This window comes from Paenibacillus sp. 1A_MP2 (assembly GCF_052244825.1).
Lineage (GTDB): Bacteria > Bacillota > Bacilli > Paenibacillales > Paenibacillaceae > Paenibacillus > Paenibacillus vandeheii.
In genome coordinates this window covers 1,343,271-1,368,719 of record NZ_JBQQCS010000001.1, presented here as the reverse complement: position 1 = coordinate 1,368,719, position 25,449 = coordinate 1,343,271, and the positions used below count along the sequence as shown (strand labels likewise).

Annotated in this window: 24 protein-coding genes and 7 pseudogenes; 12 read left to right on the top strand and 19 right to left on the bottom strand. The window is 47.4% G+C overall.

Going from position 1 to position 25,449, the window contains the following annotated elements:
* From ACTWJ7_RS06835 to ACTWJ7_RS06805, 7 genes are all read right to left on the bottom strand, one after another.
* Window positions 1-549 (bottom strand): hypothetical protein, encoded by a 549-nt coding sequence (locus ACTWJ7_RS06835; protein ID WP_443145232.1) that lies wholly within the window; start codon window positions 547-549, stop codon window positions 1-3.
* Window positions 550-566: 17 nt separating this feature from the next.
* Window positions 567-761: a hypothetical protein gene (locus ACTWJ7_RS06830; protein WP_443145231.1), complete on the bottom strand. Its 195-nt coding sequence runs from the start codon at window positions 759-761 to the stop codon at window positions 567-569.
* Window positions 762-769: 8 nt separating this feature from the next.
* Entirely contained in the window at window positions 770-1,564 is a 795-nt protein-coding gene (locus ACTWJ7_RS06825; protein ID WP_443145230.1) for a hypothetical protein, read from the bottom strand.
* Between the two features lie 30 nt (window positions 1,565-1,594).
* Window positions 1,595-2,269, bottom strand: coding sequence for a WYL domain-containing protein (locus tag ACTWJ7_RS06820; protein ID WP_443145229.1), 675 nt, complete (start codon window positions 2,267-2,269; stop codon window positions 1,595-1,597).
* Window positions 2,270-2,286: 17 nt separating this feature from the next.
* Window positions 2,287-2,508 carry a hypothetical protein gene (locus ACTWJ7_RS06815; RefSeq protein WP_443145228.1) on the bottom strand — a complete coding sequence of 74 codons (222 nt, stop codon included), beginning with the start codon at window positions 2,506-2,508 and terminating at the stop codon, window positions 2,287-2,289.
* 84 nt (window positions 2,509-2,592) lie between these two features.
* Entirely contained in the window at window positions 2,593-2,781 is a 189-nt protein-coding gene (locus ACTWJ7_RS06810) for a hypothetical protein (RefSeq protein WP_072735590.1), read from the bottom strand.
* Window positions 2,782-2,921: 140 nt separating this feature from the next.
* A complete protein-coding gene (locus ACTWJ7_RS06805) occupies window positions 2,922-3,245 on the bottom strand; it encodes an ArsR/SmtB family transcription factor (RefSeq protein WP_079350162.1) in 324 nt (107 codons plus the stop codon).
* Window positions 3,246-3,455: 210 nt separating this feature from the next.
* On the opposite strand from ACTWJ7_RS06805, the gene ACTWJ7_RS06800 reads away from it, so the two are divergent.
* Complete coding sequence (locus ACTWJ7_RS06800; RefSeq protein WP_443145227.1) at window positions 3,456-4,826, top strand: MFS transporter; 1,371 nt, start codon at window positions 3,456-3,458, stop codon at window positions 4,824-4,826.
* Between the two features lie 468 nt (window positions 4,827-5,294).
* Window positions 5,295-5,515, top strand: a pseudogene (locus ACTWJ7_RS06795) (IS4 family transposase); the annotation flags it as partial.
* A 204-nt stretch (window positions 5,516-5,719) separates the two neighbouring features.
* Here ACTWJ7_RS06795 and ACTWJ7_RS06790 read toward each other — a convergent pair.
* The 3 genes from ACTWJ7_RS06790 to ACTWJ7_RS06780 are packed head-to-tail and all read right to left on the bottom strand — an operon-like array spanning window position 5,720 to window position 7,453.
* Complete coding sequence (locus ACTWJ7_RS06790) at window positions 5,720-6,640, bottom strand: ATP-binding response regulator (RefSeq protein ID WP_443145226.1); 921 nt, start codon at window positions 6,638-6,640, stop codon at window positions 5,720-5,722.
* Window positions 6,637-7,164: a sensor histidine kinase gene (locus ACTWJ7_RS06785; RefSeq protein WP_443145225.1), complete on the bottom strand. Its 528-nt coding sequence runs from the start codon at window positions 7,162-7,164 to the stop codon at window positions 6,637-6,639. The genes ACTWJ7_RS06790 and ACTWJ7_RS06785 overlap by 4 nt, the downstream gene beginning before the upstream one ends.
* 13 nt (window positions 7,165-7,177) lie before the next feature.
* A complete protein-coding gene (locus ACTWJ7_RS06780) occupies window positions 7,178-7,453 on the bottom strand; it encodes a hypothetical protein (RefSeq protein WP_443145224.1) in 276 nt (91 codons plus the stop codon).
* Window positions 7,454-7,639: 186 nt separating this feature from the next.
* Here ACTWJ7_RS06780 and ACTWJ7_RS06775 point away from each other — a divergent pair, with 186 nt between their 5' ends.
* Both ACTWJ7_RS06775 and ACTWJ7_RS06770 read left to right on the top strand, forming a co-directional pair.
* The gene (locus tag ACTWJ7_RS06775) at window positions 7,640-9,529 is read left to right on the top strand and encodes a serine hydrolase domain-containing protein (protein ID WP_443145223.1); all 1,890 of its coding nucleotides are present in this window, start codon (window positions 7,640-7,642) and stop codon (window positions 9,527-9,529) included.
* Between the two features lie 15 nt (window positions 9,530-9,544).
* Window positions 9,545-10,366, top strand: coding sequence for a CPBP family intramembrane glutamic endopeptidase (locus ACTWJ7_RS06770; protein WP_079350166.1), 822 nt, complete (start codon window positions 9,545-9,547; stop codon window positions 10,364-10,366).
* A gap of 309 nt (window positions 10,367-10,675) precedes the next feature.
* Here the strand turns inward: ACTWJ7_RS06770 and ACTWJ7_RS06765 are convergent.
* A pseudogene (locus ACTWJ7_RS06765) lies at window positions 10,676-11,097 on the bottom strand (Tn3 family transposase); the annotation flags it as partial.
* Between the two features lie 44 nt (window positions 11,098-11,141).
* On the opposite strand from ACTWJ7_RS06765, the pseudogene ACTWJ7_RS06760 reads away from it, so the two are divergent.
* Window positions 11,142-11,493: pseudogene (locus tag ACTWJ7_RS06760) on the top strand (FMN reductase); the annotation flags it as partial.
* A 575-nt stretch (window positions 11,494-12,068) separates the two neighbouring features.
* On the opposite strand, the gene ACTWJ7_RS06755 reads toward ACTWJ7_RS06760, so the two are convergent.
* The 3 genes and pseudogenes from ACTWJ7_RS06755 to ACTWJ7_RS06745 form a co-directional block, all read right to left on the bottom strand.
* The gene (locus tag ACTWJ7_RS06755; RefSeq protein ID WP_179132855.1) at window positions 12,069-13,862 is read right to left on the bottom strand and encodes a helix-turn-helix transcriptional regulator; all 1,794 of its coding nucleotides are present in this window, start codon (window positions 13,860-13,862) and stop codon (window positions 12,069-12,071) included.
* Between the two features lie 122 nt (window positions 13,863-13,984).
* The gene (locus ACTWJ7_RS06750; RefSeq protein ID WP_301879890.1) at window positions 13,985-14,563 is read right to left on the bottom strand and encodes a sensor domain-containing protein; all 579 of its coding nucleotides are present in this window, start codon (window positions 14,561-14,563) and stop codon (window positions 13,985-13,987) included.
* A 184-nt stretch (window positions 14,564-14,747) separates the two neighbouring features.
* Window positions 14,748-15,047, bottom strand: a pseudogene (locus tag ACTWJ7_RS06745) (erythromycin esterase family protein); the annotation flags it as partial.
* A gap of 265 nt (window positions 15,048-15,312) precedes the next feature.
* Between ACTWJ7_RS06745 and ACTWJ7_RS06740 the strand changes: the two are divergent.
* Window positions 15,313-15,621, top strand: a complete 309-nt coding sequence (locus ACTWJ7_RS06740) for a hypothetical protein (protein WP_301879891.1) — start codon at window positions 15,313-15,315, stop codon at window positions 15,619-15,621.
* Window positions 15,622-15,718: 97 nt separating this feature from the next.
* Window positions 15,719-15,960: pseudogene (locus ACTWJ7_RS06735) on the top strand (hypothetical protein); the annotation flags it as partial.
* A gap of 88 nt (window positions 15,961-16,048) precedes the next feature.
* Here ACTWJ7_RS06735 and ACTWJ7_RS06730 read toward each other — a convergent pair.
* The 3 genes from ACTWJ7_RS06730 to ACTWJ7_RS06720 all read right to left on the bottom strand — a co-directional run bounded on the left by ACTWJ7_RS06730 (window position 16,049) and on the right by ACTWJ7_RS06720 (window position 17,891).
* Window positions 16,049-16,498: a nuclear transport factor 2 family protein gene (locus ACTWJ7_RS06730; RefSeq protein WP_301879894.1), complete on the bottom strand. Its 450-nt coding sequence runs from the start codon at window positions 16,496-16,498 to the stop codon at window positions 16,049-16,051.
* A gap of 39 nt (window positions 16,499-16,537) precedes the next feature.
* Window positions 16,538-16,945 carry an Rrf2 family transcriptional regulator gene (locus ACTWJ7_RS06725; protein ID WP_076291179.1) on the bottom strand — a complete coding sequence of 136 codons (408 nt, stop codon included), beginning with the start codon at window positions 16,943-16,945 and terminating at the stop codon, window positions 16,538-16,540.
* Window positions 16,946-17,054: 109 nt separating this feature from the next.
* The gene (locus ACTWJ7_RS06720; protein WP_301879899.1) at window positions 17,055-17,891 is read right to left on the bottom strand and encodes an AraC family transcriptional regulator; all 837 of its coding nucleotides are present in this window, start codon (window positions 17,889-17,891) and stop codon (window positions 17,055-17,057) included.
* 118 nt (window positions 17,892-18,009) lie between these two features.
* Here ACTWJ7_RS06720 and ACTWJ7_RS06715 point away from each other — a divergent pair.
* Window positions 18,010-19,013 (top strand): annotated as a pseudogene (locus ACTWJ7_RS06715) (Gfo/Idh/MocA family protein).
* Window positions 19,014-19,034: 21 nt separating this feature from the next.
* The gene (locus ACTWJ7_RS06710; RefSeq protein ID WP_301879902.1) at window positions 19,035-19,982 is read left to right on the top strand and encodes an aldo/keto reductase; all 948 of its coding nucleotides are present in this window, start codon (window positions 19,035-19,037) and stop codon (window positions 19,980-19,982) included.
* A 213-nt stretch (window positions 19,983-20,195) separates the two neighbouring features.
* Here ACTWJ7_RS06710 and ACTWJ7_RS06705 read toward each other — a convergent pair whose 3' ends face one another.
* Both ACTWJ7_RS06705 and ACTWJ7_RS06700 read right to left on the bottom strand, forming a co-directional pair.
* The gene (locus tag ACTWJ7_RS06705; protein ID WP_301879904.1) at window positions 20,196-21,215 is read right to left on the bottom strand and encodes a Gfo/Idh/MocA family protein; all 1,020 of its coding nucleotides are present in this window, start codon (window positions 21,213-21,215) and stop codon (window positions 20,196-20,198) included.
* 27 nt (window positions 21,216-21,242) lie between these two features.
* A complete protein-coding gene (locus ACTWJ7_RS06700; protein WP_301879905.1) occupies window positions 21,243-22,019 on the bottom strand; it encodes a sugar phosphate isomerase/epimerase family protein in 777 nt (258 codons plus the stop codon).
* Between the two features lie 144 nt (window positions 22,020-22,163).
* Here ACTWJ7_RS06700 and ACTWJ7_RS06695 point away from each other — a divergent pair, with 144 nt between their 5' ends.
* The 3 genes and pseudogenes from ACTWJ7_RS06695 (at window position 22,164) to ACTWJ7_RS06685 (ending at window position 25,340) form a co-directional block, all read left to right on the top strand.
* A complete protein-coding gene (locus ACTWJ7_RS06695; RefSeq protein ID WP_079350174.1) occupies window positions 22,164-22,982 on the top strand; it encodes a helix-turn-helix domain-containing protein in 819 nt (272 codons plus the stop codon).
* 196 nt (window positions 22,983-23,178) lie between these two features.
* Window positions 23,179-23,877 (top strand): annotated as a pseudogene (locus tag ACTWJ7_RS06690) (response regulator transcription factor).
* A 20-nt stretch (window positions 23,878-23,897) separates the two neighbouring features.
* The gene (locus ACTWJ7_RS06685) at window positions 23,898-25,340 is read left to right on the top strand and encodes a sensor histidine kinase (protein ID WP_301879908.1); all 1,443 of its coding nucleotides are present in this window, start codon (window positions 23,898-23,900) and stop codon (window positions 25,338-25,340) included.
* The last annotated feature ends 109 nt before the right edge of the window (window positions 25,341-25,449 follow it).

Genomic DNA, 25,449 nt, shown 5'->3' with positions numbered 1-25,449 from the left:
CTACGGTTGTATGAGATTCAAGCACCTGATAGTACCAGTATGGTGTACTGTTCCGACCAAAAGAATCATAGGGCAGACGAACAATTTCATTTCCTTTACTTTCACAGATAAACAGTACCTGCTCCCCATCATCATACCCCGTGCAAATGACAAACTGATCATGCCATAGAATGGCCCCGACCCCCGGTCAATGGAAGCTTTGATATCCAGCAGGGCCTGCTTCTGATAGAGCGGAAAGGTCAGCTCGAACGAAAAGCCCCCGTGTTGTCCGGTCGTGACGCCAATGAAATCCGCAGCTACAAAATTCTCAGCCATCCAGTTGTATGCCGAAATCGATTCTGTCGTTAGACCCCGATCTACTACTAATCGAAACACACTTGTGGTCATCCCCGCAATCATGTGACGCGGTAAATCCGTCCACTGTTTATGCATCAGAATCCGGTACATCGCATCTATATAGGAGCCCGCTCCGTTCCATGATATGTGTTCACGTGCAGAATTGCTGCTCTGTATAAAATGAATCCAATCCGGCAGTATTTTGCTCCCCATCCTCTACTCCTCCCTTCCTACCTTGCCGAGTGTGCACCCCACCGGGGCACAGTAGACCGTTTACGGTCAGGATACTTTAGGGAGATCAAGCGAAAATAATCAACAGCCTGGTCTTCCAATGTCTTCGCTTCCAATAAAGCCTGTGCCAGCTTCTCTGTGGCGTCTGCCTGCATGATCCATCTGTTATGCCCCTGAATCATGTATCCCTTCATCTGTATAATCAATGCTCCAAGCTGTTCATAGCATGCATAGGCCTGGTCCAGTTCAGTCCATATTCCGCGCGCATTCTGCAAGTACATCTGAATTTCAGTTCGGGACTGGCAATAGGATTCCAAAATATAAGCAGCACCCGATTCATCGTAATCTCCACTTCGAAGGGCTTGCACCCACACATCATACGCCAGTCTGCCGAAGCGATATTCTGATCAGGCAGCAGCCTGAAAGGTATATCCCAATCCTCAATCGCCAATCTCAAAGATTCCAGCAGCATCTGTTGTTCGGGGATATGTACCTGTTCACCAAAAACCTGACAATACCAGAACCCGGTGAAGTTTAGTCCGAAATTGTCATACAGCAAAATCTGAGGTTCCTTGCTCCAGCCGTCTTGCACATAAAAGATGCGATCACTGTCATCATACCCGTGAATGACACCAAATTCCGGAATCCAGTAGATCACCCCGATGCCCCCATCCAGACTGCGCTTCACCCAATTCACCGCATCCTGCTGGTAATACTCGAAGGTGGGATGACGTGTCCGTCCTCCATCACTAATCGTGAATAATCCCAAATTATCGATTCCTTGGCGATGGGATTCGCCCCATTGACCGTAGGCTGTAACCGACAAATGCAGCAATCTGCGGTGTACCGAAAGTTTGAATGCCATCCCCGTATATCCAGCGAGCCCATATTTAGAACCCTGAAACAGACCCGCATGGGTCAATACAGCGTGCAGGCTATCCACATACGATTTGGACTCCCGCTTCATGATCAGGTTGTCTAACACAACTTCAGTCAAAAAAAATCCCCTCTCCATGGTTGTTCTAATTCACGTTTGCCTTGCGCTTATTGCAAGCCTGTCGATTATTCCTTCAGCACTTTGCTGAAACTTTCGTCTAAGCCACGTTGGAGACAACAGTTCCTCCCACTCGCTAATGAACAAATGCTGTAGGAAAGCATCCGTATCATAAAATTCAATCCAGTGAACCTGACCTTGCTTCTCTCGAATCCGATATCCATGCCACTGCTCTGTTTGCCGCACTTCTCTCAATCTTATCTCAGCGACAAACGGTTTACGGACAGGCAGCGCCTCTTCCCATGAACCCAGCAACCCGTCTGTCTGACACTGAAACGTCTCGTTCGTCATCTGCACATGAATCATGCCCTCCAGCCGGATGGCCGTTTGCTGTAAAGGGTCCATTTCATAACCAACCACGTAATCGGCGTTGAACTGGGACAGCATCTTCAATGGACACCAGGTAAATTGCCGTTCTCCGGCATGATCTCTGTAATGGATATGTACTTGGCGGGATTCGACAATCGCATGGGACAAAATCTCAAAGAACTGAAGCTGCTGCGGATCTGCTTTAAACACAGGAAGCTGACTGCTCTCCGTCTGCTGTTCCTCGAGTGTAAAACGCTCCAGCAAATGTGCCACACGTTTCACCGCATCCGACTGATCATAATTGTAATGCCGATAACGATGTGCCAGATATTTAAGCACCCGCTGCTCTTCTTGCGTCATATATAAATGGGGCAGTCGGTAGGTCTGATCCTCGTAACAATACCCCGATATTTTGCGATATACACCAGGGGGGCGCGCAGAGAAATCGCCATATATTCAATATCACGCTGGGCCTGACGCCGGGATATTTCAAATTCACGTGCAAGCCAGCTGCTGTTCGGAAAACGTCCACTCCGAATCTGCTCGTCAAACCAGTGAATACGATGCATATTGCTCATTTCCCCGCCCCCTATCTCATTCCGTATTTCGTAATTGTATTATACCAAAAGACATGGCCCGTTCCGAAGAACAGGCCTGTTATATTATACGGTTACCTTGTCCACTCTGGACTGCACAGCTTTGGAGCATTTCTTGCATACTTTCAGACTCGTACCATCTGTTTTGGTTTGCGAATATAACAATTTAATCCGGGTGCTGCTGCACACCGGGCATGTTCCTCTTCCTCGGGATGGTAGATTCCACAGGACGCGTCCTCTTTTTGTTTTTGCCAACGTATGTGAACCTCTTTTCGATATGGTTTGTGTGTTCACCGTTATTATAGAGGAAGTGGTACGACATAGAATGTCGCAGCAGTATGGAACATGCCACATATAAAAAATGTCCCCTCTTCAACTTGAAGAAAGGACATTTTTTAGGATTCATGTATTTCAGACTGAGCTGCCGCTTGTAACAACGGCTGCAACAGACCAGGAAAACGCACTTCCAGATCCTCGGATCTTAGCGTCAGGAAATGCTGTGTACCTTGCACTCTCACTCGAATGACTCCGGCTTCCCGCAGGGTCCGAATATGGTGTGACATCGTGGATTTCACAACAGGTGCACGAAAATGACTGCATGGCTGCTCACCATTTCTGGCTGCTTCTGTTACAATCCCTAGACGGATGGGATCACTTAAAGCGTACAATACGGAGGAAAGTTCAATATCCTCCACTTGGGGATGGTGTAAAATCTTCATCGTTGTAGTCTCCTTTTTTTCAGACTATCCATTGTATTTTAACACAGTTCCATGATATATTTCTAATGTTCGATACCAATCGAACTTATAAACTTATTTCGTTTATGTATCCCTTGCTGTCAGGCATGGGACTCACACATACCCCATTTTGCAAATGTTACACTCCGTTTCTGAAATGTTGCGAAATACACATTAATCTGGGAGGTTTTTATGAACAACACCGCAGCTGCATCATCTGGGGAACGGACAGCAGGAATACAGGAAGGCTTAATCGTAGGTCTGCTGGGCTTCACGGTTGTACTTGTCGTTATGAACACGATGATGTTCAATCTGGCATTGCCCAAAATTGCAGCCGAATTTATGCTTTCATCTGTCTCTTCTTCCTGGATTGTCACCGGTTATTCCATCGTTTTTGCTATTTCCTCAATTACGTTCTCACGTCTATCGGATTTTGTACCAATTCGCACCCTGTTTACGACCGGTCTTACCTTGCTTGGTGCGGCATCCGTCCTTGGCTTCTTCAGTAACCATTTTATCTTCCTGCTCATTGCACGTCTGATTCAGGCTGCGGGTGCAGCTTCTGTACCGGGGCTCGCCATCGTGCTTATTACTCGTTACATTCCAAGTGACCGCCGGGGTAAATCCATGGCTGTTGTCATGTCTGCCAGCTCACTGGGTCTTGGACTCGGACCTGTGATCGGGGGCAGTATTACACAATTTCTCGGATGGCATGATTTGTTTATCGTTACCGGACTAACCTTGTTTCTGATCCCTGTATTTTTCAGGCTGCTTCCAAGTGAGAAACCGCAAAAGGGTTCATTCGACTTGCTCGGCGCGCTGTTACTGGCCATCGGAACAACCGGTATCCTGCTATTCCTGACTTCGCGTGAATGGTTAACCCTCGTTATTGGTGCGGCTGCACTGGTTCTGTTCTGGTTGCGTATTCGCCGTGCGGCTGATCCCTTTGTTCAACCGGCCCTGTTCAAAAACAAAAAATATATGATGCTCAGCTCACTGGGGATTGTATCGTATATTAACAACTTCTCAACGCTGTTCCTGCTGCCACAGATTCTGGCACACCTGTATGCCCTCACTCCGGCCCAATCCGGGCTCGTCATCTTCCCGGGTGCAATTGTATCCATGCTGTTATCCAATCGGATCGGCCGCATGATTGACCGGCATGGCAATACACAACTGCTCAAGTTCGCACCATGGTTGCTGCTCGCTGCTGCAGGACTGTTTGCTCTATTTGCAGACGATAGTATCTATGCCATTATGGCCGTGTATATTCTGCTTAGCGTAGGCTTCTCTGCACTGACAACCAGCGTATCCAATGAATTGTCAGGCAATCTGACGATGGATCAGGTCGGTGCTGGCATGGGACTGTTCCAGCTTAGCCAGTTCTTCAGCGGTGCATTTAGCGTTGCGGTAACTGGTGTAGCATTGACTGCAATGCAGCAAATGCCATTATCATCAGCTTACACCAACATTTTCTGGGGCATGACCGTGGTTGCTCTGGCATCTATTGTTTTCTCCCAAGTGTATCTGAGAATGCAATCACGGAAAAGAATGTCCGCGTAATATGAGTCAGTTTCACAAGCATCTTTTAGCAGATTCTTCATATGTAAAGCCAGGGATTCCTTCTGATCCCTGGCGTTTCTCCTTATTCTAAGCTCAAACGACATGATCACCCAACAAACTGAATTAGACTCGTAAAAAAGCAGTGACGGACTAGGGAACTCGAAAGACCTAGATTACGGCACTGCTTTAATTGTGCCCTTTAGCTTAATAGCAAGGCCGACGCGTCGTATTTTCGTTGCTCTACCGTTACCACAAATAAAAGAAGTCTGCTGCACATATAAAGTTCTTCCCTGAGATTTATATGGTTTATAGTAACTCAACTTTCTCAGCTTGAAAATCGGCACCATCAATTTGTACTGCAGGATTCGATGACATAAAAAGTCCGCTCTTGACAGAAAAACACCCTTCTTGTTTGATATCATGGAAGTGTCCAGCAACCATGCAAACAAAAAAAGATGCGTAACTCCTATGGTACACCCTAATTCCTTGTCTGAACAGGCGAAAAGTCGCTTTTTAGCCGTGTTTTCCACCCTGCAAGTAGGCCATTTGCTACGTAAGGCTGGTATTTCCAAATCATTCGGTTATTCCAGCTTGGCCGTGTTTCAAAAATTCTGTTTTCACTCGTCTTCGAGGGCCGGAACTGGTTTCGTCTTTTGGAAAGCGATCGTGGAAAGTCGCTACCCCGCAAATGGCGGTACATCGCGGATCACCCGTTTGGGCAGATTTATTGGATAGCGTAAAAACGACATCACGATCCACCTTATCTGAAGCCGGGTAGATCATGATGCCGTTCAAATTCACTTCATTTGTATGGCCCGCCTAAACGACAAGTCCTTCCTCCTGCGCTTTCCTTACCGCGTCTTCCCGGTTATTCACACCCAGCTGGGCATAAATTATTGTAGTGCAATTACGAACGGTACCTTCGGAAAGAAATATTTTTCCGCAATCGCTTTTATGCGAAGCCCCTTCACTAGGGATGCCAGAATTCCCCGCTCACGCTCCGTCAACCCGTAAGGGCACACGCGCCCTTGCAATTTACGCAGTCCATCCAGTTCTTCCTGCTGCAATTTCATCTCTTTGAAGAGGACATCTGCGATGGACCGGGTAATCAGCGTTTCCCTTTGGTGGACGACCCTTATCGCCTCCACTAACTCAATAGGGGAAACGGATTTCAACAAGTAACCGTTGGCACCGTTCTTGAGCGTATCGGTGGCCTGCGAAGCCTCTTCAATAGTTGTCACCATAATGACGCGTAAGGCGGGACATCGTTCACGTATCGCTCGCAGCGTACTCGGTCCGTCCAATACAGGCATTCGGAAGTCCAGCAGCACCACATCGGGATTCACGTTTGGAATCATGTCGAGCGCTTCCTGCCCGTTTCCGGCGAGCCCAACGACTTGCATATCCTGCTGTTGTTGTAAATGCAAGTTTTCTCTGATGATCGGCTGATCGTCAACGAGAAGTATGCGAATGCTTGCTGCTTGTAGAAGAACCGCCTGATGAGGCAGGCAGCAAATAACCGCTACACCTCCTTCATCCAGACAATGAAGAGATAAATGTCCATCTAGGGCTTCAAGCCGCTCTTTCATCGATTGCAACCCGAATCCGAATTCAATATCCTTGTTTCCATTCCCGTTATCTTCAACCTGCATTCGGATTTGGGCTTCTTCAAAGTACAATTCCACCTGTATAAGTGAAGCACTGCTGTGGCGCACGGCATTGGTCAGCGCTTCCTGCAAGCAACGATACAGGGGCAGTTTCCGGGACCGACTTAATTCATATTCCTTGCCGTAGATGCAAAGCTTGACGATCACCCTGTTGACTGCTGAAATTGCTCGATCAATTCGCGAAACGAGGGCTCCAAGGTCGTTAACGATTCCCCGGTGGTTTGCGCCCAATTGTGAACGATCCCCCCGGTTTCATTCAAACCGCGGCGCGCCATGTGAAGCAGAGTGTCCAGTCGATTTACTTCGGTATCGGGCAAGCGAGACCGAAGCGTCTCCATGCCCATAATTAGCGATGTCATTGTCTGTCTGATCGTGTCGTGCAGCTCTCTGGATATCTTGTCTCTCTCCTTAAGCAGCGTTATTTGCTCCACTCGACTCGCATATTGCTCCAAAATTTGGTTCTGTTCCTTAATAATCAGGCTCTGCTTTTGCATACGAACCAACAATTGAAAACCGAAACCGCATCCGTACATTCCCAAATGGTACGAGATGGCTTGAAAAGCGATGCCATCGAAATCAAAACGAGCGGTATTCCATGCGAGAAAGGGAACAAGAAGAATCGTAGCAGGCCCCGCCCAACGGTATTTTCGTTCCTTGCTATGGAATCCCACGCAAAGGCGACAATCACAAACTGCATTGGGTCGCTTCAAAATAGTAGTTTACAGCAATGTAAAGGCTCCCGCTCAGCGCGATCTCAGCAATCAAATAAGCGCCGGTGGAATACCGGTAAAACCAATAAGGAATAACAAACGCAAGAACCGAAAGGAATAGCATCGCCATTACAGGGTACGGCAAACGATCGTGATATCGAACAAGCCCGATGACAATCGTGATCCACCACATGAAGCGGATCGTGAAAATTGCCCAATCGAACCATGCCCATCGGTTGGCTATTGTCATAAGGATGAACACCTCATTTCCGGATTTAGCTGTCAACCGTTATAGCATGTGCCCCCATGAAGCGATGTCACGAATACGATGACAGTATATAACTTCCCAAAATGACAAGTTCGACCTCATACTCAACCTTATCGCTACAACCTGGCGAAATCCATCGCTCAAAAACGAAAGGTGAAGATGATGAATATGTCGGATACACGGAAATGGTTGGCTGCTCTACTAACTTCTTGCTTGTTATTCCTATTATGCATGCCACAGACTAATGCGAATGAGGCTTCGCCGTTCTCCACAGAAGTGTTGGAACAATTGATTGATCCTCTCATGAAGGAGGAAATGAGCAAGCTTCATATTCCCGGCGCAGCGGTTGTCATTACACAAGGAGAACACATCATGTATAGCAAAGGGTATGGCTTCGCCGATCTGGAACAACAAGTGCCCGTTAACCCGGAAAGCACGCTGTTTCGGCTAGGTTCCTTAACCAAATCCCTCACCGCTACGGCGGCTATGCAACTGGTCGAGGAGGGAAAGCTCTCGTTGCATGACGATATCAATGCAGCCCTGAAGGATTACCAGGTTAATGGAAATTACGGCCCAATTACACTCCATCACCTGCTTACGCATACGGCAGGTCTGGATGTAATCACGTATGAAAGAGATAATCGCCAAGGATTGACCCCGCAATGGTCGACGGATACGGTTCGGACGTATTTGGAGAGGCAGCCGACGGTGTTTGCCCCCGGAAGTAAATTCCTATACAGCAATGCCGGGATAGGGCTTGTGGGAAGTGTGATTGAACAAGTATCCGGACTTCCCTTGAATGATTACATGCGGGAACGCTTGTTCCAGCCACTCGGCATGAGCAGCGCGAACTTGAATCTCCCGCAGGATCGGACCAAGTTGGCCAAGAGCTATACTTATACGGATAACGGTTATCACGTGGTTCCTTATTCGGGAATTCATTTTCCCGGGGCAGGAGCCGTCAATATGACGCCGAATGACTTCGCCCCCTACATGATCGCGCATTTGTCCAAAGGCTATTTCCACGGTCAGTCCTTGCTTAAACCGGAGACGGTTCAGATGATGCATGCGAAGGAGTTCTCTTCTCATGAACGCATGTACGGGATTGGGTATGGTTTTTTTCGATCAGAGACGGTGAATGGAGTTCCCTACTTGTGGGCGAATGGAGGAATTGACGGATTTAATTCGAAAATGGTGCTCATTCCTTCCCATTCGATCGGTATCTTCATTACCGCCAACACTGGAGATAGCGGGATGGAAATGCACGGGAAAGTCGTTCATGCCATATCCCAAACGATCGACTCGAAAGTAGACCGCAATCCGCTTCCTCCCTTTGAAAGTTCAGGGAGTGCGATCAAGGAACTGGAAGGACGATACGAGCTGCACTTGGCAGCGGAGCATGGCTGGGCCAAGGGGCTTCGCTTGCTAGGCAGCGTACCCTATACGGTTGAAGCAAAAGACGATCGAACATTAGTGGTGACCGGCTTATTCCAGAACGACGGGCAACAGATGCTCAGGAAAGAGTTTACCCAAGTAGATGAAAGGTTCTTCCAAGAAGTCGGCGGGGAGGAACAGCTGTACTTTCATAAAGAACAGGGGAGATGGACGCTAACAGGGCCGATGTACTTCTCAATCCCGCGCACGGCTTCCTTTGAGTCGGGATCCGTCTTGTTGGCGCTGTATGTGGTACCCGGCGTTTTGTTCACGCTTATTCCGCTCCTATGGATCGTGAGGTACGCAATACGGAAATGGCGGAAGCAATCGCACAGCATCTCTGTCGTCATTCCAATCATCGCTCTCCTTCAGAGCATATTCTTCATTGTCCAGTTCATGTATGGGAATGGAGAGATTTTATACGGATACTCGCAGTTCTATCAGGTCGTCGTCGCTTCTATGCCTCTTATGTCGTCGGCCGCAGCTGTTTATTTCTTGATTCGAGTCTTTACTGCCAAGGAGCTTGACCGATGGAAGACTGTAAACGTTGGGATCGCCGCGCTTACGCTCCTTTATACGGCTTACTTGTTCTATTGGAACTTTCTTTCTGTACATTACTCTTAGGATTAGGAGGCTATAATGATGCCGCTTAAACGAACGATTGTCTATTATCTGGGGATAACGCTTGGGATTACTTTCATTATGCAAGCGGTGATCAGGGCGGCTTACACCCCCGAAAATATCCTCTTAATGATGTGGGTGCCAGGCATAGCTGCCGTGGTATTCACCTTGCTCGGCAAGACGCCGCGGCCCGGAACGCTTGGTTTACGATTATGCCGCCCCTATGATTTGATTATGGCAGCTGCAATTCCCATCCTAACGTTTGTCATTACCATCGCAGGCTCGGCTCTATTATTCGAGGGCAGCGTCAGATGGGGAGATTACAAGCTTATGGCTATGACGGACAGCTTCACGCTGAATCTCCTCGTCACGATCCTCGTGGTCGTAGCTAAATCTTGCCTGTTCGCGCTTGGCGAAGAGTTGGGCTGGAGAGGGTATGCGCAAAGCCGGATGATCGCTTCATTCGGTTCCGTGAAAGGGATTGTGATTCTGGGCATCGTATGGGGATACTGGCATTTCGGGGTTACCCTTACGGGAGCTACCTTTAATGGCGCGCCGTTGCTAGGGGCACTTGTCTTGATGCCGCTAGCATGCATCGGCATGTCGTTCACATTCGCATGGTTGACTCTGAAGACAGGCTCCGTATGGCCTGCTGTTGTAGCCCATGGAATAACGAATATTCTCTTTGATTTCTCGTTCCTCTTAACCGATTATAAAGGAAGCGCGGCTCTGTACTATACTTGGATTGTCGCGGTGATGTTACTCGTGGGAGGCATCTTTATGTGCTTGATTCAAAGAATGCGGCCCCCGATTACGGAAGGCACGAACAGCGCTGCCTGATCCCAATTAAGGAATATCTTCTTAGGCCCGAGTACGATCGAATGACACTCGAACGTGCTTGGGCCTCTTCGGCGCTTCTGGAGTTCTTCTGGAGGCTGAGAGCTGATCAGGTCGATCTTCGCCTTTCACGCTCGTCGAGCAACGGTCAAGGAGGAATGCCCCGCAAGCTGTAAAATATTGCCAAAGTGGGGAGCGAGAAATCTTCCTGCCTATACGGGTCCCGCCAACAAAACGCGGAAAACGTACGCTAAGCGAAAATTTATTCAAACAAGCCGGAAATTCCGTACGCTAAGGAAATCCGGCTTGTGTTTTTATTCTGCAGGTGATGACTGTAGTATTCCATACACTAATTGCATTGATGAGGATATTTAATGCGCTGGCTCGCTGGAGCTGATCTTGCAGAGCACGTTCTCGCAGCTCGCCGTGTTTGCCAAAAAAGATTGCTCTGGCCAATGCATTCATGGCTTCTCCTTTGTTCAACCCCCGATTGATCTTCCGCCGTAGTGTTTCACTTGAAATGTAATCCATAATAAAGATATTTTTCTCGATTCGTCCCATTTCACGGATGCAGTTGCCAAACTGTTCTGGCGAGCATAAGATCCGAGTTTCCCCATAATCAGTGATGCCGAAACCGTTCCTTCCCGGATGGAATGCGCAAGCCGCAATACATCATCGTAGTTCTCCTGAATGACCTTTGTATTGATCTGTCCACGCAGCAGCTTCTCCAGTTGACGGCTACCGACAATGGATACGTCACCGGAACGGACGTAATTCCGAAGCTGGAGTCGATATATTCCATTGTTCATCCCACCGTTTCCGGGAACCAGAATTCGAAGGCTCCTCTCTCAATCTTGCAGGTTGGGCAAAGAAACTGACGGGTAAACCAACGATTTACGGTCGGGGCGGTCGGTCTTGATGCAGAGTTTATTAGTTTTTTTGCAGAAGGGAAAGGAGCTCAAAATGTCAATATCGAAGGATTGATCGAGAGGCTTGAACGGGAAGAATTCGATTTGGTAGCGGTGGGTCGGGCTTTACTGGTTGATCCAGCTTGGGCAGAGAAGATACGTAACGGGCGTGTGAAAGAGTTAGTGCCGTTTACAGCCGAGGCCTCGAAAACTTTATTTTAACATCCGTATAACCGAAACACGTTACGTTACTCGAATAAGACGGATGTTGGTAACGAGATTTCCTTCTACTCAATACTTAGTTTGATAATAAAACAGGTGAAACAAAAAACAGGTCACACTCTGATATTTAGTTTTTCAAATGTGACCTGTTTTAACGCGTATAGCGGCTGTACCAAATAATTATGCCTTAGCGTACGTTTTCCGCGTTTTGTTGGAGATACCCCTTAAAGAACTATTGCCCGGGCTTGTGGAAAGGGGATATCGTAGTGTTACCATTTCCGAATTATTTACATACGAAAAAAAATCCCCCAACAGGCTTTGATTTGCAAGTGACGCCCCCTTAATACAATTCCGCCAAAGGAGGCGCTTCTTAGTTTAATTCCGGGGGATTTTGATGTTGGTGTTCATGGTGTATGACCTCGTTAAAAAGATCGCCATTTCGTCCCTGCTGCTTCGGCGACTGTTTCGATTGCAATTGAGCTAACGCTTTTTCCAGTTCCCCGATCGTTACCGGATTGGCATGTCGCATCCATTCATAACCAGTGCAGTCTGCTTCTCCTATGGTTACCTTTTCACTATTCGACTATCCCGATTTCTAACGCTTTCTGGACGGCTTCTTCCTTGTTACGCACTCCTAGCTTTAAATAGGCCGAGGAGGCGTAGTTTCGGACCGTGCCGTCCGACAAATACAGCTTGGACGCTATCGTCTTGTACCGGAGCCCTTTGGCAACAAACTGCAATATTTCTATTTCCCTGGCCGTCAGGCCATAGTCGGCGGCGGCTTTCGATTGCGGCGATTCGATGCTACCATCGAGGTTATCGAATATTTTATGGGACATCCTCTGATCGATTAATGTGCCTCCCCGATGAATAAGCCGAATCGTATCGGCCAACTCGAGCGGTTCGGCCGATTTCAGCAGGAAGCCGTCCGCGCCGCCTCGTAGCAAGTCCAACGCTTGCTCCGTATCCTGAAACGTCGTAAAAATCAATACGCGGATATGCGGCCATTGCTGCTTGATCATTTTAGTTGCCTCGGCTCCGCCCATATCCGGCATATCCAAATCCATAAGCACTACGTGGGGCTGATGGCGTCCGCACAGCTCGACGGCTTGTTTGCCATCCTCAGCCAAATCGGCTACGTTCAAATCTGGGTAACTGTCGAGCAGCGTCCGCAGACTTTCCCGAATAAACGGCTGGTCATCAACGATCAACAAGCGAATAAGCTCGTCGGCCATTTCCGCTTGTCGCGGCAAAGTGCAGATGACAAGCGTCCCGTCCCCTGGCTTTGTATAGACGGACACTTGACCTTGCAAATTCATCGCCCGTTCCTTCATCGCGTTCATGCCGAAACCCTCCCGCCATTCCTCCAGCCCACTTCCGTTGTCCTGCACCTCTAGCCTCGTATATTGCTGCTCGAAGTGCAGAGAAACGGTAATTTCCGTCGCTTGGCCGTGACGAACCGCATTCGTAAGCGACTCCTGCAAGCAGCGAATGAACGCCATCTTCGCTTGGTGGGACAGTAGGTACTCCTCTCCAAACGCCCGAAAGCTTACATCGACCTGGGCATGCTCCCGAAATTCATCGGCAAGCTTTTGCAGAGACTGGACCAGGGAAAGCAACTGCTGAGGAGACTCCATTTGATGCAAGTAGCCCCTCACTTCCTCGATGCTTTTGCGGCCCAACTCAAGCAAGTCATCCAGCCGCTGTATCCCCGTTTCGGTAGCCAGCTCGGGGCGTAACGTTTCCATCCCCATAATGATGGACGTATAGGCATGGCCGACTGTATCGTGAAGTTCCCTCGACAGTCTGTTTCGTTCTTCTGCCAGTGTAATGCGCTCGATTTGGGACATGTATTGCTCAAGCACCGCATTTTGCTTGCGGATCGTTTCATTTTGCCGATAATTAACAATCAACAAATGAAAAGCGAATCCCATCACATAAGCAAGCCCATAGTAGGTGACCATAAGCCAATAGCTGTTGCTTGGCGCAATCACATAGAAAATGCCAGGTATCACAAGGACCGTTGCTGGGGCCATCCAACGATAGGACCTATGGGCGCTGTTCGCGGCAATAAGAAACGCCGATATAAGATAGGTAAGGTAAGCTTCCGGAAACAATGAGGTTAAATAGATACATAGCCCGCCAAATAGCAGTATTTCCGTGAGCAAGTAATACTTGTAGTTGAACATCAAACAAAACCACGGAATGGAGAGAGCGGCAAGCTCCCAAAAAATAACGCTCCATAGAGGCAACGTTAAACTTTCCTGAACATTTATACTCGTCGTGAGGATGAGCGAAATGCTAACTATAAGGCGGAGCGCCAGCATAATCCAATCATACCAAACCCACTGCTTAACCATCTCCAACAATGTCGATCAACCCCTAAGCCGTTTTCTGTTTTGTTTCCACAGTATTATAGACCAAACCTTCATGCCGTGCACATTTTTGCTGTTTGCGGTGTGGCACCTGCACGAAGGCCGGGTAAAAACAGCTATCGGTTCAACTGCCGAATCATGAAGCGCGTATAACCTCCCATTATTTTTGCCAACCGACCTGACAGCATGAAACTTACTGCGGCAAGCATCAGTCCCACAACCATCATAATGAGTGCTTTCGCCAACGTATCTACCTGCATGAAAATGAAATTCATATCAATGTAACGATACAACAGCGGCGCCAACAGGAGTGCAAGTGGTGCTACATAGAAAATGGCTACACTGACGAGACTGATGAGTCCGATCGCGAACTTCTGCATTAACCAAAAGACGGCGGACCAGTTGCGGCCATCCCTAAGCTCTGCTTTGGCTTGCGCCCAAACGGATGAGCCCGTTGCTCCATTTCTGTCGTAAACGTCCGTCGTAATGTCGGTATAAATTTTCGTCTGCGTGCGCTCGAATTGGATGAAGGTTGCCGTCGTTCGCAATACGTGTGTAACTAGTGGAATGCCGATGACCGTAAAGGAAAGACTTAAACTGAATGACAGAGCAACCATGTAAAAACAAAAGTAAAACAATCCTGTAACGAAAGTTAATAATAAAAAATAACCATTCTGGATGAAACCTGATTTCATAAGGTTCACCGCTCCTCTCTGTATAATATCCTCAGCGTACGGCATCTTCCGTCAACAGTACCAGTGTAAAAATGTCATATGACATTTCCGGCAGGTAAGATCATGATCATGTCCACGGGGCATGCCGAAACTAAACTGAACACCCCCCTTCCAGATTGCCCAGGAAGGGATTGTCGTCCTACCTTTACTTGATGTGGGACGGGTTTGTTTTACGAATGTGGAACATAATGTCGAACTGCTCCAGCAGGGAGGTATCAAAGTATACGGGGTATACGGGGTGGCCGGGGATGAGTTGAGCCCCAAGGCTCAGCAACGGTAGTTTTTCTCTAACCCATTGATTTGCTTCTCCCTCAAGATGGCGATTATCCAACAAAAACAGATCATAGGGGACTTTTCCAAGCGTATAATTGGAACTGTTCGCATCTTGTGGAATCGTATCCGTCCAAATCTTGGTTTCGCTTGGAGGATTGTATTGGCTGTATAGGGGTAGTACCAGCGTAGCTGTCACCTAGGGCAAAGTAGATGTAATCAAATGGGAAATTTATTAATGACCTCGTTATATTCCTGCTGGGCATCGGTGATTGCAAGCTTTGAATAGATTTCCAATACTTCCGGCTTTCATGTCCGGAATAGGGTTGTATGATTGCGTCATCGATGCCCTGATGTTTGAGCCAAGTCAGCAGGAAATGTCTCAACTTATAGGCGACAAGTTTTGAACAAGGCCAGCTTCCTTTAGAGGACTGAAGCCAGTGGAAATATCTCTGCCTGCTTTTATTGAGCTTGATGCTCTGTCTGATATGAGAGAGGCGATCAGGATTTCAGAATGGGGCGAGCAAACGATTCAGGACTTCATTTATGCTCTCACGACCCACGAAGATTTGAATCCCAAAACACTAAAAGAGTATGCAAGCGATCTAAAACATTTCATCGGCTGGTTTGAGACCGCCGACCACCAAGAGGAAGAGATTATATTTCGAATTGAAGATGTGGCTACTCCAACATTAACGCGATATCGGGAAGCAGCACAAAAAATAATGGAATTGAAACCGGCGGCTTAATACCCTGAAACGTTTTTTTGAGTGGGCCGTGTCGGAATCAAGGATTCGCCGTGACCCTTCGAAGCCGGTTAAATTGGTTCCGGAAGAAAAGGTAAGCGATCCTAACACTACAAAGCTTGCCGTTAGCTTGTCCGCGAAGGAATATCTTGAAGAACGGACTGAATCACTTCTTCAAAGATTACATTGGATTTCGGACCACATTGACGAGTTGGATGGCGTTAATTTGGAGAACGGGAAATTGCACATCGACCGATTGGAGAAGATGCTCCCGATGAATCCCGGAATTTCAGTCTTTCCCTCTACGAACTGTTGCCGCGAATAAAGCTAACGGAAAGGCTTGAAACAAAGCAAAGCCCCAAGGACGCAGCATTTGCGCTCCTGGGGCTTTCGTTATTATCGTTTTAATATGCTTATATGAATACAATCATTATTCAAACAGATCCAGACGAAGACGCTTCAGGCTGGTATGCTGGATGAGCCATTGACCATTCATTTTGACAAAAGTCTCATGATAGTGTCCAAATCCGTGAAAGGATTTATTGTCATTGCCTTCGGGGAATGTCACCCAATCTTCCATTGGGGAGATGACTTTGGCTTCATTCTCGGATACAAATTCAACTTCGGCGCTATGTACGTGATGCACAGTTACGGCAACATCCACCAGATCCCGGAATACTTGAACGATGGTGTCACGGCCGGTTAATACCGGTATTGGATTGCCTTCTGTACTGAAATCAGCTACGGCATCCGGAGCAAACACCTCACCCAACGTATCCCACTGCTTCGTATCAATATAACGGCAATAACGCGCTTTGGTGTTCCGAATGTTTTCCAGTGCAAGCAGTTGTTCCAGTCCTGTGATGGTTGTTTGGCTCATGTGTTGTCCCTCCAGAAATCTAAGATGTAAGCAAATATATTATACGGAATGTGCAGCTTTCATCTGGGCAGCCAGCTCAGACATTTTTTTATTGTGTAAATAACTCTCCATCTCTTCTTCCGCACGAACCATCACCTGCTGAATCAGGCAGCCTTCGTTATGATCCTGCGAGCATTCGAACAGGGAAGCCTGTCCTTCAATCGCATGGATAATCTCCAGAAAAGAAGGGTCCGGATTCTTCCGGCTAAGCCGATAACCACCATTGGCACCCGAAGTCGATTCGATCATGCCGGCTTTGACCAGCTTGGTCAATATTTTAGATAAGTAGGTTGGAGATACTTTCTGCATCTCAGCTAACTGATGTACACTGACCAGTTGTTCCGGTTCGGTCGCAACCAGGAAAAGCATGGTATGCAGGGCATAGTTTGTAGCTTTCGAATATTTCATGAGGGCACCTCATTATATACGGATTTAATTTATCTATAATAGACTTGATTGAACGCTCTGTCAAACGTCGTAAGTTCCCGCATAATCAAATAAATGAACATCATAACATCTAAATGTGATAAAGCCCGCGATAATCCGTTGGAGTCATGCCTTCATGGGCTAAGAACTGGCGGTTAAAATAACTGGCATTGGGATACCCCGCCTCCTCAGCGATCTGTCCAATGTTGGCCGTAGGCCGTTCCAGCAGCCACTGCTTTGCCATCTGTAACCGCGAACGGGTTATAAATTCCATCGGGGTCATCTCCACAGCACTCTTAAACATTTTGCAAAAGTAATACGAACTCACACCCGCCATATCCGCCCAATCCTGCAACAAAAACGGTTGGCATGCCTCCTGCTGCATCTGTGGAAGCAGTCCAAGGATACGACTTTCAGCCTTGCTTGTGCGTGTGCTTTTCAGTGGAACAGCATGCTGTACGAACTCGGCCAACACAGCGTAGGTCAGGGTAGATAGTTGGGCAGGACGCAGCATCCGGTTCTGCTCAGCTTCATTCAGTAGAGCCATATGTGCTTCTTCCCATGGAGCCTGCTGCCGCAGCGTCCACAACAGATTGCGATGCAACCCCCGCTCAATCATATAATCATGCAGACGTTCACCGTAAAAATGAACCCATCGCACATCCCATGGATCATCCTCACTACTGTAGTAATGCTGCCGCTGTTGCGGGAAATACAGTACAGCCTGACCCGCACGAAGCTCATGCACTACCCCATCCACTTCCACGTACCCCTTGCCCGCAGCCACATAGTGAATATTGAAGTTGTTCAGTGCGCCAGCCTCCCGTAACACAGTGTGCTCGGGGTGGTCGACATAAAGTCCAACGGACTCTGGATAACAAAAATAGGGAATATCCTGCAAGGTTAGCAGTACCGTCTGTCTCATCATGGCCTATTCTCTTTTCTAAACAATATTGTGTTAACTCACTTCAATATATTATCATTTTCATTCATTCATCTATTACATATAATCACAATATACATTCATTCATAGGAGGAAACAACAAATGAATTCAGATCGAAAATTGCGCTGGGGAATTCTTGGTAGCGCTAGCATTGCCGTACGATCCGTTATTCCAGGTTTGCAGCAATCCGAGTTGAATGAAGTGACCGCCATTGCCAGCCGGGATGAAGAAAAAGCGAAACAAACCGCTGACCAACTCGGCATTTCTCAAGCTTATGGCAGCTATGAAGCTTTGCTTGCTGACGATTCCATTGATGCGGTCTATATTCCGCTTCCGAACCATCTGCACCGGGAGTGGACACTCCGTGCCGCTGAAGCTGGTAAACATATTTTGTGTGAAAAGCCCCTTGCCCTGACGGAGCAGGAAGCTCAGGAGATGGTGCAAGCCTGCGAAGACGCCGGTGTTCATCTCTCCGAGGCACTCATGTACCGACACCATCCACGTTATGATCAGATTAAGGATATTATCGCCAGCGGAGAAATTGGTGAAGTCCGCGGCATTCATAGTACATTTTCGTTCAACAGTTCCGGCTCGACGGGCAATGTCCGTTTCCGGCGTGATTGGGGCGGCGGTGCTCTGTATGACATCGGTTGCTATTCCATCAGTGCAGCACGGTTGCTGCTTGGTCAGGAGCCTTCGGCCGCGACCGTCATTGGCATGTTTTCTCCCGAGCATGGTCATGTGGATATGATGGCATCCGGCTTGCTTGAATTCGACAATCATATTGGCGTCACCTTTGATAGCAGCATGTGGGCTGCCTTCCGCAACACACTGGAGGTGCTTGGTTCAGATGGCATCATCGAGGTACCATCTGCTTATATCAGCAATCCAGACCGCGGCTCCAACTTCTTCGTAATTGTTGACGGCGAGCGTAAAGAAATTGAAGTCCCACAGGTAAACCACTACTCCCTTCAGGGGACGACATGGCACGAGCTGTGCTTCAAGGTAAGGCTCTGCGCTTCGCTCCATCCGATGCTGTAGCCAATATGAAAGTACTCGAAGCTTGTCTTCGCTCGGCAGAAGAACGTACACGAATCACACTATAAGAAAAGGGGATGAACTGAATTATGGAATACATTGAAATTGCTGGTGCAGGGAAACCGATCTCCCGATTGATTAAAGGAACCGATTATTTTTACAATGATTCCTATGAGAAAGCAGCTACGAACATGGATGCATTCCTGGCGATTGGCGGTAATACCGTTGATTCCGCGCATATTTATTGTGGCGGGCAGAGTGAAGAAGTGCTCGGACGTTATATGCAGGAACGGGGTAACCGTAACGAGATCGTTATTTTGACCAAAGGTGCACATCACGATCAGAAGGGTCCACGTGTTAACGCTGATGCTATCCGCAGCGATCTTCTTACCAGTCTGGAACGGCTTCAAACCGAACATGTGGAGCTCTATGCCCTGCATCGGGATGATCCAAACATCCCCGTTGGTGTGATCCTTGAAGCGCTGAACGAACATATTGAATCCGGTAAAATCGGCGCGATCGGCGCCTCCAACTGGACCTGGCAGCGGCTGGAGGAAGCTAACGCATATGCAGCCGCTAATGGTCTGAAAGGTTTCACATTCAGCAGCCCGAATCTCAGTCTTGCCAAAGCAAACGAACCGTTCTGGGCAGGCTGTGTATCGGCAGACGAAGAAACGCTGGCATGGCATGAGCGCACCAAGCTTCCTTTGCTGTCCTGGTCATCTCAGGCTCGTGGCTTCTTTACCGGACGATTCACACCTGAAGTACGGGATAATGAAGATCTGGTTCGTGTATTTTACAGTGACGGCAACTGGGAACGTTTGCATCGGGCGGAACAATTGGCCGAGTCCAAAAATACCACACCAATTCAGATTGCACTTGCTTATGTATTAAACCAACCATTTCCGACCTGTGCGCTGATTGGCGCTCAAAATCGGGAAGAGCTTCTGTCCTGTGACGAAGGTTCACGTATCACATTGACACGTGAGGAACTGGATTGGCTGGACCTAGGCAGTAATGTAAAACCAAGCGTTTAATTCAAATATGCGCTGTGATTCAACCTTAAAGGTCAAGGGGCTGACTATTCCGCAATATAGCGGAGTGGTCGGTCCCTTGTATTCTACATATATGATTATCATGAAAAAAGTAATAAAAAGAGACTACCTATCAGAAATATTTTTCTGAAGGTAAGCCCCTTTTTAATATGAAATAGTCAAACTTTTAAAGTAATGACGATAATATCGTAACGATTACAGCTTCACAATCTGACCTGTCTTCTCGGATTCGAATGCTGCCAGAATGACTTGCAGGGAACGCAGACCTTCTTCACCGGAAATGCTTGGAGGGGTTTGCGTTACAATTGACTCTACAAAAGCATCAATCACGCCGCTTGGTACTTGTTTCTCGTTTGTAGCCATCGCACCGACTTTGTATGTCTCAACCGTTCCGTTAGTCAGTTCAACAATAACCTCGTCGCCTTCAACCGTTCCGATCTTCATCACACCATTTTCACACCACAGAACCGTACTGTTATCTCCTGCTCTGTATTGTGTCCAGCTGGCAACCAGCGTACCGATAGCACCGCTCTTCATGCGCAGCAGGCAAGTTGCGTTATCGTCCACTTTGGTGTTTTCCTTATGCAGCGTGCTGATGAAACCAGCAACTTCGGACACTTCATCATCCAGCAAATAACGGATAAAGTCCGACTTGTGCACGCCCAGGTCACCCATGGCACCCATAATCGCTTCTTCTTTACGGAAGAACCAGCTTTCTGCACCGTCTACGCTCCAGCCTTCCGGACCCGGATGACCAAAGGAAGTACGGAAATTCAGAACTTTGCCGAGTTTGCCGGAATCCAAAATTTCTTTGGCTTTTATGTGCGGAGGCATCAAACGCTGGTTGTGTCCAACCATCAGATACACACCGTTTTTCTTGGCATCTTCGATCATTTGCTCGCCTTCTTCGGTTGTAACCGCCATCGGTTTTTCAACCAATACATGCTTACCGGCATTCGCAGCAGCAATGGCCATTGAGGCATGCAGGTAGTTCGGCGTACAAACGCTGACTGCATCCACTTCTTCGCTTGCAAGCAATTCTTCGTAGCTGGAGTAAGCTTTACCTCCGTAAGTTTCGGCCATCTTCTCCGCACGCTCCACGATCGGATCGGCAAAAGCGACAAGTTCTACGTTCTCATTGGCAGCGTATTCTGGAATATGTCTGCGCTCGGCAATGGCTCCACAGCCGAATACAGCAACTTTAATTTTACTCATGTACAAATGTCCCCTTTGACAAATAAATTAGAATTGGTTCAGGTAATTCTGCTTCAACCAGTTATGGCTGTTGGCTACGCTTTCAAGCGGTGGATTCTGGCAAACGTCCTGTTCCACGATCAGCCATTCTACACCTGCACTTGTAGCTGCTTCAATAACAGCTGGCAGATTAACCGAACCTTGTCCCAGTTCCAAAGTCTTCATCTGACCCTGTTCGTCTTTGCTGAAGTCTTTCAAGTGAAGCAGCGGCAAGCGGCCTGCATATTTATTGATGTACTCAATCGGATTTTGTCCGGCAAATTGTACCCAACATACGTCCATTTCCACTTGAACCGCTTCAGGTGTCGTTTGAGAAAACATCGCATCAAAGGCATTTTCGTCGCCAACCTGACCGTGGAATTCGAAATCATGGTTATGATAACCGAAGATTAGACCTTGTTTGGTCGCTTCTGCACCATATTGTTGCAATTCATTAAACAGTTTGGTCCAGCCTTCTGCATTCTCTGGACGATCTTCAGGCATCAAGTAAGGGCAGATCATATATTGAGCACCAATAGTTTTGAGGTAGTCGATTTGTTGTTGTAAATCTTCACGCATCGCATGTAATGAAACGTGGCTGCTGAAACCTTTCAGTCCAAGCTCATCCAACAGCGCTTTCATTTCTTCGGCAGGAATGTCGCCATATCCGGCGAATTCGACACCTCCATAACCAAGCTCTGCTACCTTACGCAAAGTTCCACGGAAATCTGCTGCAGTTTCATCACGGAGCGTAAACAATTGCAAACCAATATTAAGTTTTTTCATATTAGATACACCTCTGCTCTCAAATTTGCTTTCATTGCTCTATCTGGTATCATCCTAACGCAAAACAGGCTAGAATGAACATATACAATATCGTCAGAACATGAACTATCTGATCAAATTTTTATATTTGGAGGATTACTTCTTTTGGAAACCTCAATACTGATCTGTGACTATTCCTATCACTATAAGGCGTTTAACCACAATATGAAGGGCGAGTTGCAAACGTATCTGTTCCGTCTGCAAACCGAGGGCTCTTGCAAGGTATATGTACAAGATGAAGAATATAAGATGATTGGCGGGGATTTACTGCTGCTCAAACCCGGGGACGACTATCATCTCGTTGTTGAAGAACCTCACAAGGAGGGCAGGTTGTCCAGCGGAGACTATTATTTGTTCTGTGAAGGGACGTGGATTGAAAGCTGGTGGAAGCGTCACCATCGGTCCACCGTGAGTCACATCGGACTGGATGATAAATTGGTGAGCCTCTGGCGCAACATGCTCCTGGAGAAACGTCGTGGACCACTGGAGGAAAATATAGAACTGAGTGACGCACTGCTGCGGGGCTTGTGCCTGTATATCGATCGAGCCATCAAGGAGAATATTCAGACGGATCGATCTGTTTCTTCGACGCTGAAGCTGAAACGATTCATTGAAGAGCATGCCACTGTGACCTTCAAACTCGAAGAAGCCGCCCGCTACGCAGGACTAAGCCTGTCTCGTGCGGTGCGATTGTTCAAGGAGCACTACGGCCAAACGATGATCCAGTATGCGATTGAGATTCGGCTGAACGCTGCCTTGGAGCGTATGAAGTACAGTGATATGACCTTGGAGCATATTGCCGAAACATGCGGCTTTGCAAGCTATTCCTATTTCCACCGGGTATTCCGGTCTCATTTTGGGATGTCTCCGGCTGAATATCTCAAATCCCAGGCCCATCAGTCCATTGATCTGGAGCATTTATAAGTGTTAGTTGTGACTGGATTCTCTCCTTACTTCAGGAAGAAAGCAGCCGATTCCTCATCTGCTACTTTCTTCCAAAAAAATCTCCTACTTCACATGACGCTACAACCACAAACCTGTATAGTTAAATATAGTATTCTTATAGATTCATACATACTCAATCTTATAATCTATTAATCTACAATTTGGAGAGATTTCAATGGAATCTAAACGTAAAATTCTCATCATTGAGGATGAACATGATATTTCACGCATTTTAGGAGACTATTTGACCAAGAACCAGTATGAAGCAGCAGTAGCCGGTAACGGTCAGGACGGGTTGCAGATGATGGACATTCTGCAGCCGGACTATATTATTCTGGACATCATGCTTCCGGATATGGACGGAATTGATGTATGCCGGGAAATTCGCCGGAGAAACAACATTCCTATTCTCATTTTGAGCGCAAGGGGAAGTGACACGGACAAGGTGCTCGGCCTGGGATTTCGGAGCGGATGACTATATGACCAAACCTTTTTCCCTGAGCGAATTACTTGCCCGAATCAATGCCCACTTTAGACGATATGACAGTCTGAGTACAGAACATGATCTCACTCACCTGCTGCGTTTGTCTAATCTGGAAATTGACAAGAAAGCCTATAAGGTTACCCTCAATGGGGATGAAGTTCTCTCTCCGCCAAGGAATTTGAGCTGTTGTTTTATCTGGCAAGCCATAAGAATCAAGTTTTTTCCAAATCCCAGTTACTTGACGCGATTTGGGGATATGCCGAATATGGAGATGAAAATACGGTTACCGTGTACATACGAAGATTGAGAGAAAAAATCGAAGCAGACCCTTCCAACCCTTCTGTTCTGAAAACAGTATGGGGCGTCGGATATAAATTCAACCATGAATAAGTGGGATTGGAGACGACTGTATGTCACTACACACCTGGACCAAACGTTGGCTCAAAACGTCATTAACTCTCCTGTTTATTCTCATTGGATGCAGCCTCGCTTTCTTTCTTGATTTGCTTATAGGCAGACATTCAGGTGAGTCCAATCTGGCAATCAATCAGGTTCGACTCAGGGTTAACCCCATTCTGCTTCAACTGGAGCAAACCCATGATCAATTGAATGATTCCAATATCAAGGAACAGTTGCGTTCCCTCGCCGAAAAAAGCAGGGTTGATTTCGACTATGTCGGATTGGACGGAACGGTGCTGCTATCCTCCACTCCTTCCTTCGAGGGCAGAAAGATTAATCTGCGATCTGAATTGCATTATGATCTGAATCATGCTTTAGAAGCTATGGATGGGAGCAATTCACTTAACATCGCTTTTCCTGTAATGGACGGCCCGGTGGGCAGACAAATCGGTAACGCCATTTTTACGATTCCGCAGTCGCTTGTCATCGTTCAGAAGTCCTCTACGTTCACTTTTTTTGTCCTGGGAACCCTATTTATGATCTCGCTCATTCTGGGGCTTCTACTGATCGTTATGAAACGTAAGATCAGAAAACGAGTGCTCTCCCCTATCCAGCAGCTGAAGCAACATGCTGAATTCATTCTCAAGGGACAGTATGATGAGCAGATCCAGTACAACCGGACAGATGAAATGGGCGAACTGTACGCCATGCTGGATCTGATGCGCACCGAAATTATGCATTTGAGTGAACAGCATATTAGACAGGAGAAGGCACAAAAAGAACTGATTACGAATATATCCCATGAACTCAAAACTCCGATTACAACTGTAAAAGTATACATAGAAGCCATTCTTGAAGGGTTGTGCTCCGATGAGGAGACGCTGATGGAGTATATGGAGATCATGCGTACTCATACGGACAAAACAGCTCGTCTCGTTGAGGACCTGCTTGTACATGCCTTGCAGGAGCTGGGCCAGATTTCGGTGGAGCCGCGTGAAATGTACAGCCTTTCTGCATTCGAAGCCATGTTGAAGCCCATCGGACATATCGTACGATTGAACGGCCTTAATTATGAGGAACCTGTGCACATTCCCAATGTGCTCATACGAATGGACCCCATACGAATTGAACAGGTTTTATCCAATCTCGTATCCAATGCGCTCAAACATACTGTTCCGGGAGACTCCATTCGCATTAATACAGTACTGGATTCGGGACAATTCCGGCTCAGTATTTCTGATTCGGGGCAGGGAATAAGAGCACAAGATATGCCTTTTGTATTTGAGCGGTATTTCAGGGGAAATTCCTCATCGTCCTCAAGGAATGTACATGAAGGAACCGGCCTCGGTCTGTCCATCTGCAAAAGCATTATCGAAGCGCACGGGGGACATATTTCCTTTTCGAGCAAAGAAGGTCAGGGTACTCAGTTTCAGTTCAATCTTCCGATCTGCTGAGCAGTTAAGTGAAATTTCCATTGTCTCACCCAAAGCACACTGTAATACTTTATTCATAATTTGATAATTCTTCCTCAACATCCTCCCCTTAGAATGAATCGTATACTGC